This window comes from Kitasatospora azatica KCTC 9699 (assembly GCF_000744785.1).
Classification (GTDB): domain Bacteria; phylum Actinomycetota; class Actinomycetes; order Streptomycetales; family Streptomycetaceae; genus Kitasatospora; species Kitasatospora azatica.
The window spans coordinates 2,245,705-2,258,244 of the sequence record NZ_JQMO01000002.1; the positions used below are offsets into that span (position 1 = coordinate 2,245,705).

A 12,540-nucleotide genomic window follows, 5' to 3' on the forward strand; every position below is an offset into this window, starting at 1 on the left:
GGCAGGAAGGTCAAGTAGAGAGGGTGGGGCGGCGGCTGAGGGTGGGCCGCCGCCCCGGGGAGGCACAGGGCGTGGGGTCAGCCCATGTGCGGGTAGCGGTAGTCCGTCGGCGGGACGAACGTCTCCTTGATCGAGCGGGTCGACGTCCAGCGCATCAGGTTCTGCTTGGCGCCGGCCTTGTCGTTGGTGCCCGAGGCGCGGCCGCCGCCGAAGGGCTGCTGGCCGACGACGGCACCGGTCGGCTTGTCGTTGATGTAGAAGTTGCCCGCCGCGTTGCGCAGCTTGAGCATCGCGTCCTGGGCGGCCGCGCGGTCCTGCGCGATGATCGCACCGGTCAGGCCGTAGGCCGAGACCGACTCCATCTGCGCGAGCATCTCCTCGTACTGGTCGTCCTGGTAGACGTACACGGCGAGGATCGGGCCGAAGTACTCCTCGCGGAAGTACTCGCTGGCCGGGTCGGCACAGACCAGCACGGTCGGACGGACGAAGTAGCCCACCGAGTCGTCGTAGCTGCCGCCGGCCAGCACCTCGACGGTCGGGTCGGCCTGGGCGCGGTCGATGGCGGCCTTGTTCTTGGCGAAGGCACGCTCGTCGATCACGGCGCTCATGAAGTTGCTCAGGTCGCTGACGTCACCCATGGTCAGGCCCTCGACCTCGGCCTGGAACTCGTCCTTCAGGCCGGCCCAGAGGGAGGCGGGGACGTAGGCGCGGGAGAGCGCCGAGCACTTCTGGCCCTGGAACTCGAAGGCACCGCGGGTCATCGCGGTCTTCAGCACCTTCGGGTCGGCGGACGGGTGGGCGACCAGGAAGTCCTTGCCACCGGTCTCGCCGACGATCCGCGGGTAGGTGCGGTAGCCGGCGATGTTGGTGCCGACCTCGCGCCACAGGTGCTGGAAGGTGGCGGTGGAGCCGGTGAAGTGGATGCCGGCCAGCGCGGGGTGCTTCAGCGCGACCTCGGAGACCGCCAGGCCGTCACCGGTCACCATGTTGATGACGCCCTTGGGCAGGCCGGCCTCCTCCAGCAGCTGCATCAGCAGGTGCGCGGAGAACTGCTGGGTGGGGGACGGCTTCCACAGCACCACGTTGCCCATCAGCGCCGGGGCGGTGGGCAGGTTGCCCGCGATGGCGGTGAAGTTGAACGGGGTGATCGCGTAGACGAAGCCCTCCAGCGGGCGGTGGTCGCTGCGGTTCCACACGCCGTCCGAGGAGATCGGCTGCTCGGCGATGATCTGCCGGGCGAAGTGCACGTTGAAGCGCAGGAAGTCGACCAGCTCGCAGGGGGTGTCGATCTCCGCCTGCTGCGCGGTCTTGGACTGGCCGAGCATGGTGGCGGCGGCCAGCGTCTCGCGCCAGGGGCCGGCCAGCAGGTCGGCGGCCTTGAGGAAGATCGCGGCGCGCGAGTCGAAGGAGAGCGCCTGCCAGGCGGGGGCAGCCGCCAGGGCAGAGTCGATGGCGTCCTGCGCGTCGGCCTGGGTGGCGTTGCGCAGGGTGCCGAGCCGAGCCGCGTGGTTGTGCGGCTGGACGACGTGGATCTCGGCGCCGGCGCCCATCCGGCGCTCACCGTTGATCGTCATGGTCAGCTGGACAGGCTCCTGGCCTCCCAGCTCCTTCAGCTTGGCCTCCAGGCGAGCCCGTTCCGGGCTGCCGGGGGCGTAGCTGTGGACCGGCTCGTTCACCGGCGCGGGGACCTGGGTCACAGCATCCATGGCGCGCACGCTCTCCTTCTCGTCATGGAGCCGACGAGGGTCGCACGTCGGCCATGGAGGAACGTTAAGCCGGGAGGCAGGCCCACATGGTTGGCCAGGCGGCTAAAGTCATCCATACGGCATTGTTCGAATGGATGAAGGTAGCGACGTGAGTACTCCGGCCGCCGGCATCCCGCTGCGCCAGCTGCTGATGTCGCTCGGCGAGCCGCTGGTCGAGCTGCAGGCCGCGCCCGCCGGACTCGACGTGCCGGTACGGGACGTGGCGATCCTCGACCCCGAGGACCCGGCCACCGCCGCCCCCGGCGAGCTGGTGCTGGCGATCGGCGCCCGTGGCCGGGCCGCGCTGCCCGCCCTGCGCGCCGCGGGCCGGGCCCGGGCCGCCGCCGTCGCCGTCAAACTCGACGCCCCCGGCCAGGCCGACGCGCTGCGCGAGGCCGCCACCGAGGCCGGGGTGGCACTGCTCTCGGTCCGCCGCGAGACCCGCTGGGAGCACCTGGACGCGCTGGCCCGGGCGGTGATCAGTGGCCCGGACGCGCCGGAGAGCCCCGAGCACAACGCCGGCGACCTCTTCTCGCTCGCCCAGACCACCGCCGTGCTGACCGGCGGCATCGTCTCCATCGAGGACACCTCCAGCCGGGTGCTGGCCTACTCCCGCTCGGCCGACTCCGACGAGGTGGACGACCTGCGGCGGCTGTCCATCCTCGGCTGGCAGGGCCCCGAGCCGTACCTGTCCAAGCTGCGCGAGTGGGGCATCTTCCAGCATCTGCGCAGCTCGGACAGTGTGATCCCGGTCGAGCCGCACCCGGAGCTGGGGCTGCGCCGACGGCTGGCGATCGGCATCCGGGCCGGCGCCCAGCCGCTGGGCACCATCTGGGTGCAGGAGGGCTCGCAGCCGCTGGCCCCGCAGGCCGAGCAGGCACTGGTCGGCGCGGCCCGGGTGGCGGCGGGACAGCTGGTGCGCCGGCGCCGGGAGGTCTCGGCGGACGTCCGGCTCACCCAGACCCTGCTGACCGGACTGCTGGAGGGCAGCACCGGCCCGCAGTCACTGGCCACCCACCTCGGACTGCAGCCGCACCGCCCGGCCACCGTGCTGGCGTACGCGGCGCCGGGCACCGATCCTGGCCGGGCCGAGGTGACCGGCCTGATCTCGGTGCACACCGCCGCCCGGCACCGGGGGGCGGTGCTGGCCCCGATCGACGGGCGGATCTACGTGCTGCTGCCCGACCTGCCGGCCAACCTGGCGACCAGCACGGTGCGGGACTGGGCGCAGGAGGTGGTGGACGCGGCCCGCGACCACCTGGCGGTGGAGCTGCGGGCGGCGATCGGCAGCACGGTCGGCGGGCTGTCCGAGGTGCCGGCCTCCCGGGCCCAGGCCGACCGGATCCTGGACGCGATGGGGCGCGGCGGTGTGGTGCCGGAGGTCGCGGCGCTGATCGACGTGCAGGCGGAGGTACTGGTCAGCGAGGTGCTGGCGCTGCTGCAGGAGCGGCCGGCGCTGCGCGACCCGCGGCTGTCCGCGCTCACCGCCTACGACGTGCGGCACGGCACCCGGCTCGCCGAATCGGTCCGGGCCTGGCTGGACGCGCTCGGCGAGGTGCGGGTCGCCGCCCAGGCCCTGCACATCCACCCCAACACCCTGCGCTACCGGGTCCGCCGCGCCGAACAGCTCACCGGCATCGACCTGGCCCAACCGCAGCAGCGACTGCTCGCGATGCTCCAACTGCGGCTGCCCAACGAAGAAGGCGGCCCCAGGAGCGGGGCTTAGCGGGCTCGTTCGCGGCGCCACTGCTCCCAGGCCGCCAGCCAGGCCGCCTCGCAGCGCAGGGTGCTGCCCGGCGGGCTGTCCGCCGGGCGGCGCTGGAGCTCCGCCCAGGCGAGCTGGGCGGGCAGGCTGGGCACCTGGCTGGCGAAGACGGTGTAGCGGATCACCTCTTCCAACGCCGCCCGGCCGTCCGCGCTGCCGACCAGCCAGTCGGTCTTCTCGGCCAGCCGGCACAGTTGACCGACCATCAGCTGCACCGCGGCCGCCGCCTCCCGCCGGGTCTCCGAGGCGTACCGCATCTGCTGCCGGATCGCGGCCGTCCACTGCTCCACCGGCTCGCCGACCCGCAACCGCCGGGGCAGCTTGACCCGACCGCAGGAGGCCAGGTGGGCCCGCTCGGCGAGGGCCCGCTCCACACTGGACTCGATCAGCAGCCGGTGCGCGTCCAGCCCGGTCAGCGCCGACTGGCCGCGTCTGGCCTGGGCCATCCGTTGCAGCTTGGCGATCTCCACCTGGCGCAGCAGCTCGGTGCGGCCGGTGATGAAGCGGTCGTGGTCCCGTCCGCTCAGGTACCGCAGGTCGACGTCGGCGGGCTCGATCCCGCGCCCGCAGAGCAGCACCACCGAGCCGTAGACCATCAGCCGGCCGGCCCAGACCGTGCGGGCCTTGGCGGTGGGGCCGTGCCCGACCCCGCGCTCCTCGTGGATCTGCACCGGGGTCGGCTCACCCCCGACGTTGATCCACTCGCGCAGGCTGCGGACCCGGCCCGGGCTGTCGCCCTCGTCCAGGCCGAGCTGCTCGTAGACCCGGTCCCGCTCGCGCTCGATCAGCTCCTCCAGCTCGGGCAGCGGGGTGTGCCGCTCGATCCCGGGCTGGTAGGTGCGCACCGTGACGTACGGGCCGTCCAGCGAGCTCCAGTCGCCGGACCGCAGTTCGAACCAGGAGATGTCGCCGTTGAGCGTCTCGTAGTCGCTCATCGCGTCGCTGTCGGTCGCGTCGCAGTCAGTGGCGTTGCCGTCGGCCGCACTGCTGTCGGCCCGGTTGCCGCGCACGCCCCGGCCGCCGCGGTCCACGCCGTAGATCACGAAGTCCAGTTCGGCGAAGATCTGGCGGACGGTCCGTTCCTGGACCTCCAGGCGCTCCTCGTTGACCGCGAAGAGGTCGCCCCCCGGCTCCGCGGCCCAGCTGTCGCTGCTGATCGTCACCTTCGCCGCACCCCCGGGGCTCGCCGTCGTTCGGTCGCGGGCCGACTGCGGCTGGGGCACCTTCCGGCCGCCCGGCCGGGAGGGGGGTCGCCCGGACGGGCCGGACCGCGTTCGCCCACGATACGTGCGCGGGACCTGCGGGGCCATCAGCTTCCCTCGTACGGTTGGCAGATCCGCGGTCCGGCCCCCGTCACCCGCCCGTCGGCCCTATCTTGTCGGTGCCCCTGCCTACGCTGAAAGACATGACAGCAGAGCACGGGGTTCCCGCCCGGATCAGTATCGTCACCCTCGGCGTGACCGACTTGGCCCGCAGCGCCGAGTTCTACGCGGCCCTCGGCTGGCAGCGGTCCGCCGCCTCCAGCCCGGAGATCGTCTGGTTCCGCACCGCCGACTCGGCGCTCGGCCTCTTCCCGGTCGACGAGCTGGCGGCCGACGCGGGCATCCCACCGAGCGGCGAGCCCGCCTTCCGCGGTGTCACCCTGGCGATCAACCTGGAGTCGCCCGAGGCGGTGGACGCGGCGCTGGCCGTCGCCGTCGAGGCCGGCGCCTCGGTGGTCAAGCCGCCGGCCGCCACCGACTGGGGCGGTTACTCCGGGTACTTCGAGGATCCGGACGGCCACCTCTGGGAGCTGGCGCACAATCCGTTCTTCCCGTTCACCGAACGGGGCCAGCTGGACCTGCCCTGATGCCGGACTTCAACCACTACCACCTGGTCAGCAGCTGGCGGCTGCCCGCGCCGCCCGCCGCCGTCTACCACGCGCTGCGCGAGGTGGAGGAGTATCCGCGCTGGTGGCCGCAGGTGCGCCAGGTGGAGCGGTTGGACGACAGCTCCGGGCGGGTGCGGATCCGCTCGGTGCTGCCGTACGAGCTGGTGCTGATCGCCCGCGAGCGGCGCCAGGACGAGGCCGCCGGGGTGCTGGAGGCGGAGCTGACCGGGGACCTGGCCGGCTGGTCCCGGTGGACCGTCAGCCCGGACGGCCCCGGCGCCAGTCGTGCCGTCTTCGAGGAGGAGGTCCGCCCGGGCAAGCCGCTGATGCGCCGGCTCGCGCTGCCCGGGCGGCCGCTCTTCCTGGTCAACCACGCCCTGATGATGCGTGCGGGCGAGCGCGGCCTGCGACGCCTGCTCAGTTCTTCGAACGGGCCTTGAACGCCGCCTTGCGGGCCTCCTTGGCCACCAGCCGGTCCACGTGCAGCTCGCCGACCGCCTCCAGCACCTGCGCGGTGTAGGGGTGGTCGACCCGCCACAGCTCGCCGAAGAAGCTGGCCGGATTGTCCGTCACCGGCATCCCGGAGATCAGCTCGCGCAGCAGCTCGGCGTCGCCCTCGCTGTCCAGCAGCTGGGCGGCGAAGGTGTCCACCGTGGTCCACAGCACCATCGACCGCTCCGGCGCCGGCACCCCGGTCACTCCCTGGGAGACCAGCCAGGCCCGCGCGCCGCCGCCCAGCTCCGGGTCCTCCAGCACCTCGCGGACGGCCGGCTCGGCGGCCGGGCCCAGCTCGCCCAGCGCCAACTGGGCGAGCATCCGGCGCAGCGGGGCGCTGCGGTCGCTGCCGCGGGCGGCCTCGAGCAGCTCGCGGGCGGCCGCCAGCGGCTCACGGTCCGTCAGCCAGGCCCGGATCTCCTGCTCGGGCAGCACGTTGGCGGCCTCCGCGATGCCCTGCAGCAGGGCGGCGGCGTCCCCGGTGGCGTACTCGCCGATCAGCGGCGCCTCGTAGCCCTCGTCCAGCAGCCACTGGCGGACTCCGTACTGGCCCAGCGGGGTGAGCCGGACCAGCCCGAACCGGGCCGCCTCCGCCTCGTCCAGCTCACCGGTGGCGGGCTCCCGCTCGCTCGGCTCGCCGCCGGACTCCGGTTCCTCCTCCTCGTCGAAGAGGTCGGGGTCGATCGGCTGGTACTCCAGCAGCCCGATCTCGGCGAGGTCGGCGAGCATCGGGTCCAGTGCGACCATCACATCGGTGATGTCGCCGAGCATCTCCTCGTCCGGCTCCTCGCCCTCGGGCACCACCAGCAGCGCGGCGAGCACGCCCAGCGGCATGGTCTCCTGCCCGGGCTCGGCGAAGGCGGTGGTCTCGTAGAGCACCTGGAGCGCCTCGTCCAGCAGCTCGGCGGCCTCCTCCTGGACCTCCTCGTACTGGGCGAGCAGCTGCTCGGCGCGCTCCTCGTCGGCCTCCTCACCGGCGTCCGGCTCGGCGTCCAGCGGCTCGATCTCGGCCGCCAGCTCGGCGATCACGTCGGCGGCGGCCAGCCAGAGCTCCAGCACCGCCTCCGAGTCGCCGGCCTCCACGGGGGCCAGCTCCTGGCTCGGCCCGCCGGCCCGGTTGCCCGCCTCGTCGTGCGCGAGCACCACCAGCTCGAGGTCCCCGGCCAGCGACCAGACCCGCATCGCCTCCAGGACCGCCTCCTCGGGGACCTCGCCGTCGGCGGGCGCCAGGCCGAGGAACCGGGCGGCGGCCTCCCGGTCCCCGTCCAGCAGGTCACCGAGGTCGTCCACCGGACGGGTCGGGGCGCTCCACCGGGCCAGCTTGATCGCCCGGTCCAGCAGCGGGACGGCGAGCGCGGCGGCGGCCAGCTCCGACTCGGGGAGCAGGCGCACCGGGGGCACCAGGACCGAGAGGTCGTCCAAGTCCTCCTCCTCGTCCGAGCCGTGTGCGCCGTACAGGTCGGCCAGCTCGAAGTCGGCCGGCAGCAGACTCTCCGCGGGCAGCTCGCCAGGCCCGGTCGCCGACGGGTGGTCAGTGTTCTTGCGGCGTCGTCCGGCCATCAGGCGCGATCTCCTCAAAAGGGCGGGGCTGCACTGCGATCAGCGTATCGGCCTGGCCCGTCACGGCGCCCGTCCTGCGGGGGGCGCGCGCCACCCGTGCACGCCGCCCGGGTACCACCACGTATCCTTCCTATGACCCCGTGCCCACCCCGCGCGCGGTCACGCCTGGGCAAGGACGCCCGGCACACCCCAAGAACCACAGCGCGCTCCGACTGCCGGCACACCCCGCCGTCTCGCGGTGGCGCCCGGCCACATCAGGAGACCCCTGCCATGGCGGACCTCTCCCCCGCCGGCTCCGGCCTGCCCTCGGCGACCCTCAGCGGTCCGAGCGGCAGCGGTACCCGGCTCTCGGAGGCCCTGCTCCCCCTGGAGCTCGCACCACGGACCCAGCTCCAGCTCTCCGGCGTCAGCCGTTGGAACGCCCTGCGCGGCGTGCGGGTCGGCCTCGTCGCCGCCGCCCTGCTGCTGCTGCTGATCGGCGCCAACCTGGCCACCCCGGTCTACCCGCTGCTGCAGCAGCGCCTCGGCCTGACGGCCTTCGACACCACGCTGCTCTTCACCGTCTACGTCTTCGCCCTGGTCCCGGTGCTGGCCGCAGTCGGCCACTGGTCCGACCTGCTCGGCCGGCGCGCGCTGATCCTGCCCGCGGTCTGCCTGGCCGCCAGCGGCGACGCGATCTTCGCCACCGCGCACTCCTTCGGCCAGCTGGCCGTGGGACGCGCCGTCCAGGGCATCGCGGTGGCGCTGGCCACCGGCGCCGCCGGCGCCGCGCTCGGCGACCTGCTGCCCGACCACCCGACGCTGGCCGCCAAGCTCACCCTGGCCTGCTCGGCGGGCGGTGTCGCGTTCGGCCCGATCGTCGGCGCCGCGCTGGCCGGCGGCCGCAATCCGCTGCTCACCCCGTTCCTGGTGCACGCCCTGGCGTTGCTGACGCTGTGTGTCCCGCTCGCCCTGGTGCACCCGCGGATGCCCGGCGCCCGCCGCCACCCCACCGAGCCGCCGCGGATCACCACCGCCTTCCACCTCAAGCCGCGCCGCCTCGCGCTGCCGGTCCAGGGCCGCCGGACCTTCCTGCTCGCGGCCGGTGCCGGCTTCATCTCCTACGCGGTCTTCGGTGTCTACCTCAGCCTGGCCCCCGCCTTCTCGGCCGGACTGCTGCACACCCACTCGCGGATGGTCGGCGCGGTGGTCGCGGCCCTGCTGCTCGGCTCCTCCGCCACCGCCCAGCTGCTCGTCCCGCCCACCCGCTCGCCGCGCCTGATCGCGCTCGGCATGACCGGCCTGGCCGGCGGCCTCAGCCTGGTGGTCGTCGCCCAGTACGCCGACCTGCCGGCGCTGCTCTTCCTGGGCAGCGTCCTCGGCGGCACCTGCCAGGGCATCGCCTTCCGCTCGCTGTTCACCAGCGCGGTCGCCGCGATGGACCCGGCCTCGCGCGCGAGCCAGATGAGCACCCTGTGGGTGATCGTCTACCTCGGCAGCTCGCTGCCGATCGTCGCCGTCGGCGCACTGGCCCGCAGCTGCGGCCTGCTGCCCGCCGTGAGCGGCTTCGCGGCAGTCGCCGCGGCCGGCTGCCTGGCCCTGGCCGGCGCGGTGCTGCGGCGCCGCTGACGCCGGGTCTGCCGGACGCATCGACGACGGCCGGGTGCCCTCCGGTGGGGGTGGGGAAGACGGAGGGCACCCGGCCGTTGGCCATGCATCCGGCGTACGTTCGGGTCTGGGCGTTCGGGTCTAGGCGTTCGGGGAGCCCGCTGTTCCCACGCATCGTGGACGGTTCACCACTGGACTCTCCTGTTGCAGGTTCCGGCTGGACGTCCGTCAGCCTAGGACCGGGCCGGGCTCGGGACTTTGCACCAGGCGCACGCCTCGTTGACGTTCCAGGCAGCCGCTCTGCTCGGTCAGGCGGCGCAGCTCGCTGGGGCTCAACCCGTAGGCCTCGCGGAAGCCCCGGCTGAAGACGGCGGCGCTGGTGAACCCCCAGCGCGCGGCGATGGCGTGGACCGGGCGGTCGAGCAGCGCGGGGTCGCTCAGGTCGGCGTGGCACCGGCCGAGCCGGCGGCTGCGGATGGAGGCGGCGACGCTCTCCCGCTGTCCCTGGAACAGCAGGTGCAGGCTGCGCACCGAGATGTGGTGGCGGGCGGCGATGGCCTGCGGTGTCAGCCGCGGGTCGCCGAGGTTGTGCTCGATGAACGCGTTGACCCGCTCCAGCAGGACCTGCGCGCGGGTCTCGGCCGGCAACTCGTCGTAGGCGTCCAGCTGCTGGGCCAGGCAGGCGGTGGCCAGGTCGATCGCGACCCGGCCGAGCCGGTCGCGTTCCGCAGGCCCGCAGTCGCCCGCGTGCTCTCCCAGTGAGGTGAGGTACTGGGCCAGGATCGCCCCCATGCCCTGGTTGCCGGCGATCCGCCGGGCGAGCAGCCGGTCGACCCGCTCGGGCCGGAACGGGAAGGTGTCCTTGGGCCACTGGATGATGGTGGCGCGAACCAGGCTGTCCGGTCCGCTCCCGTCCAGCACGCCGGCCTCGAACGGGCGCGAGGTGTCCCAGAGCACCAGGTCGTCGAGGAACCGTCCGGAGTCGTTGCGCTGCTGCGAGATCCACATCGGGCGACCGGTGACCAGGGCCAGTTGGTACTGCTCGGGGTCGCTGCGCCTGATCGTGGCGGGGGTGCGCCAGGACCGCACCGCGCCGTAGTCGAACGTCGACACCTGCACCGGGCCGAGGTCGAGCACCGAGACGTCCGCCAGGAACTCACCCGGCTGCGAGCACCGGAGCACGGTCGGGATCAGCGCGCTGGCGACCACCTCGGCGAACCAGTCGAACCGCTCCCCCGCCGGCACCTCGGCCGACGACAGCGTGGACCGCATCGCACTCCCCCTGAAGCGACTCTCGAAAGACTTTGAAGCGACGCAAACTGCCGCGTGGCCCGCCCCCGTTCGGGGCGATCCACGCGGCAGCGCGATGGTGCGCGATGACGGCGGGTCAGACGTTGAAGCCCAGCGCGCGCAGCTGCTCGCGGCCGTCGTCGGTGATCTTGTCCGGGCCCCACGGCGGCATCCAGACCCAGTTGATCCGCAGGTCCTGGACCAGGCCGTCGGTGGCGGTCTTGGCCTGGTCCTCGATCACGTCGGTCAGCGGGCAGGCCGCCGAGGTGAGGGTCATGTCGATGGTGGCCACGTCGGACTCGTCGATGTGGATGCCGTAGATCAGGCCCAGGTTGACCACGTCGATGCCCAGCTCGGGGTCGACCACGTCCATCAGGGCCTCGGTGAGGTCCTCGACGGAGACGGTGCCGGCCGTGCTGCCGACGATGACCGTCGGTCCCTCGACTGCGGCCTCGGCCGGGGTGCCGGCCTCGGTGTCGCTCATGAGTAATTCCTTCAGTCGTTGACGACGGGGTGTTCGGCGAGCGCCTTGGCGGTGGCGTCCTTCCAGGCCATCCAGCTCAGCAGTGCGCACTTCACCCGGGCGGGGAACTTGGAGACACCGGCGAACGCGACCGCGTCCTCCAGTACGTCCTCGTCACCCTCGGCCTGGCCCTTGCTCTGCATCAGCTCCAGGAAGGCCTGCTGGATCGCCTGCGCCTCGCCGACGGTCTTCCCGACCACCAGGTCGTTCAGCACCGAGGCGCTGGCCTGACTGATCGAGCAGCCCTGGGACTCGTAGGAGACGTCCGCCACCACCGGGCCGTCGAGCCGCACCCGGAGGGTGATCTCGTCGCCACAGGTCGGGTTGACGTGGTGCACCTCGGCGTCGCCGTCGCGCAGCCCCTTGCCGTGCGGGTTCTTGTAGTGCTCCAGGATGATCTCCTGGTACATGGAGTCGAGCTTCATGCCGCAGCCACTCCTCAGCCGAAGAAGTTGCGGACGTGGTGCAGGCCGTCGATCAGCTGGTCCACCTCGCCCGGCGTCGAGTACAGGTAGAACGACGCCCTGGTGGTCGCCGGAATTCCGTACCGCAGGCAGACGGGGCGGGCGCAGTGGTGGCCGACCCGGACTGCGATGCCCTGCTCGTCCAGCACCTGGCCGACATCGTGCGGGTGGATGTCGCCGAGCACGAAGGAGATCGCGGCACCGCGGTCCACGGCCGTGCGCGGGCCGATGATCCGCAGGTCGGGGACCTCCTGCAGGCGGGTCACCGCGTACTCGGTGATCGCGTGCTCGTGGGCGGCGATCTTCTCCATGCCGATGTTCGACAGGTAGTCGATCGCCGCGCCCAGCCCGACCGCCTGGGCGATCGGCGGGGTGCCGGCCTCGAACTTGTGCGGCGCGGGGGCGTAGGTGGACGAGCCCATGGTGACGGTCTCGATCATCTCGCCACCGCCGAGGAACGGCGGCAGGTCCTCGAGCAGCTCCTGCCGGCCCCACAGCACGCCGATGCCGGTCGGCGCCAGCATCTTGTGCCCGGTGAAGGCGACGAAGTCGGCCTCCAGCGCCTGCACGTCCAGCACCATGTGCGGGGCGGCCTGCGAGGCGTCGATCAGCACCAGCGCGCCGACGTCCTGGGCGCGCCGGACGATCGCCTCGACCGGGTTGACCGTGCCCAGCAGGTTGGAGACCAGCGTGAAGGAGACGATCTTCGTCTTCTCGGTGATCAGCTCGTTGATGTTGGACAGGTCGAGCCGGCCCTCGTCGGTCAGCCCGAACCACTTCAGCTTCGCGCCGGTGCGCTGCGAGAGCAGCTGCCACGGGACGATGTTGGAGTGGTGCTCCATCTCGGTGATGACGATCTCCGCGTCCGCGTCCACGCGGTACGGCTCGTCGGCCCAGCCGAGCATGTTGGCGACCAGGTTGAGCGACTCCGAGGCGTTCTTGGTGAAGATCACCTCGTCCCGGCTGGGCGCGTTGATGAACGCCGCGACCTTGTCCCGGGCGCCCTCGTACAGCGCGGTGGCCTCTTCGGCCAGCACGTGCACACCGCGGTGGACGTTGGCGTTGTGCCGCTCGTAGTAGGCGTTCAGCGCGTCCAGCACCTGACGGGGCTTCTGCGAGGTGGCCGCGTTGTCCAGGTACACCAGGGGCTTGCCGTCGTGCAGCACCCGCTGCAGGATCGGGAAGTCCTTGCGGATCGCGTCGGTGTCGAGCAGACCGCTCAGCGTCGAGCCGGGATGAAT

Annotated in this window: 11 protein-coding genes; 4 read left to right on the forward strand and 7 right to left on the reverse strand. The window is 72.7% G+C overall.

Translation table 11 applies throughout. The features are described 5' to 3' along the window. Window positions 1-77: 77 nt before the first annotated feature. A complete protein-coding gene (gene pruA, locus BR98_RS10295; RefSeq protein WP_035841898.1) occupies window positions 78-1,706 on the reverse strand; it encodes an L-glutamate gamma-semialdehyde dehydrogenase in 1,629 nt (542 codons plus the stop codon). 148 nt (window positions 1,707-1,854) lie between these two features. On the opposite strand from pruA, the gene BR98_RS10300 reads away from it, so the two are divergent. Next, complete coding sequence (locus tag BR98_RS10300) at window positions 1,855-3,471, forward strand: PucR family transcriptional regulator (protein WP_232247315.1); 1,617 nt, start codon at window positions 1,855-1,857, stop codon at window positions 3,469-3,471. Here the strand turns inward: BR98_RS10300 and BR98_RS10305 are convergent. After that, window positions 3,468-4,673 (reverse strand): hypothetical protein, encoded by a 1,206-nt coding sequence (locus BR98_RS10305; protein ID WP_035841900.1) that lies wholly within the window; start codon window positions 4,671-4,673, stop codon window positions 3,468-3,470. The genes BR98_RS10300 and BR98_RS10305 overlap by 4 nt on opposite strands. 242 nt (window positions 4,674-4,915) lie before the next feature. Here BR98_RS10305 and BR98_RS10310 point away from each other — a divergent pair, with 242 nt between their 5' ends. Beyond that, on the forward strand, window positions 4,916-5,359 hold the full coding sequence (locus BR98_RS10310) for a VOC family protein (RefSeq protein WP_035841902.1): 444 nt from the start codon (window positions 4,916-4,918) through the stop codon (window positions 5,357-5,359). Continuing rightward, window positions 5,359-5,820, forward strand: coding sequence for an SRPBCC family protein (locus BR98_RS10315; RefSeq protein WP_035841907.1), 462 nt, complete (start codon window positions 5,359-5,361; stop codon window positions 5,818-5,820). Before BR98_RS10310 ends, BR98_RS10315 begins: the two co-directional genes overlap by 1 nt. Here BR98_RS10315 and BR98_RS10320 read toward each other — a convergent pair. Then, on the reverse strand, window positions 5,798-7,435 hold the full coding sequence (locus BR98_RS10320; RefSeq protein WP_157537582.1) for a hypothetical protein: 1,638 nt from the start codon (window positions 7,433-7,435) through the stop codon (window positions 5,798-5,800). The two genes, BR98_RS10315 and BR98_RS10320, sit on opposite strands and share 23 nt — an antisense overlap. A 270-nt stretch (window positions 7,436-7,705) precedes the next feature. On the opposite strand from BR98_RS10320, the gene BR98_RS10325 reads away from it, so the two are divergent. Then, window positions 7,706-9,043 carry an MFS transporter gene (locus BR98_RS10325; RefSeq protein WP_083976236.1) on the forward strand — a complete coding sequence of 446 codons (1,338 nt, stop codon included), beginning with the start codon at window positions 7,706-7,708 and terminating at the stop codon, window positions 9,041-9,043. Window positions 9,044-9,250: 207 nt separating this feature from the next. Here BR98_RS10325 and BR98_RS10330 read toward each other — a convergent pair whose 3' ends face one another. The 4 genes from BR98_RS10330 to BR98_RS10345 form a co-directional block, all read right to left on the reverse strand. Further along, window positions 9,251-10,294, reverse strand: a complete 1,044-nt coding sequence (locus BR98_RS10330; RefSeq protein WP_035841909.1) for an AraC-like ligand-binding domain-containing protein — start codon at window positions 10,292-10,294, stop codon at window positions 9,251-9,253. A 115-nt stretch (window positions 10,295-10,409) separates the two neighbouring features. Then, window positions 10,410-10,796, reverse strand: coding sequence for a metal-sulfur cluster assembly factor (locus BR98_RS10335; protein ID WP_267886045.1), 387 nt, complete (start codon window positions 10,794-10,796; stop codon window positions 10,410-10,412). Window positions 10,797-10,807: 11 nt separating this feature from the next. Further along, a complete protein-coding gene (sufU, locus tag BR98_RS10340) occupies window positions 10,808-11,260 on the reverse strand; it encodes a Fe-S cluster assembly sulfur transfer protein SufU (RefSeq protein WP_035841911.1) in 453 nt (150 codons plus the stop codon). Between the two features lie 14 nt (window positions 11,261-11,274). Then, window positions 11,275-12,540, reverse strand: a complete 1,266-nt coding sequence (locus tag BR98_RS10345) for a cysteine desulfurase (protein WP_324606667.1) — start codon at window positions 12,538-12,540, stop codon at window positions 11,275-11,277.

Coding starts and splice junctions, on each gene's coding strand:
- BR98_RS10315 (WP_035841907.1), top strand. CDS start 5,359: ATGCCGGACTTCAACCACTACCACCTGGTCAGCAGCTGGCGGCTGCCC.
- BR98_RS10320 (WP_157537582.1), bottom strand. CDS start 7,435: ATGGCCGGACGACGCCGCAAGAACACTGACCACCCGTCGGCGACCGGG.
- sufU (WP_035841911.1), bottom strand. CDS start 11,260: ATGAAGCTCGACTCCATGTACCAGGAGATCATCCTGGAGCACTACAAG.
- BR98_RS10330 (WP_035841909.1), bottom strand. CDS start 10,294: ATGCGGTCCACGCTGTCGTCGGCCGAGGTGCCGGCGGGGGAGCGGTTC.
- BR98_RS10335 (WP_267886045.1), bottom strand. CDS start 10,796: ATGAGCGACACCGAGGCCGGCACCCCGGCCGAGGCCGCAGTCGAGGGA.
- BR98_RS10325 (WP_083976236.1), top strand. CDS start 7,706: ATGGCGGACCTCTCCCCCGCCGGCTCCGGCCTGCCCTCGGCGACCCTC.
- pruA (WP_035841898.1), bottom strand. CDS start 1,706: ATGGATGCTGTGACCCAGGTCCCCGCGCCGGTGAACGAGCCGGTCCAC.
- BR98_RS10310 (WP_035841902.1), top strand. CDS start 4,916: ATGACAGCAGAGCACGGGGTTCCCGCCCGGATCAGTATCGTCACCCTC.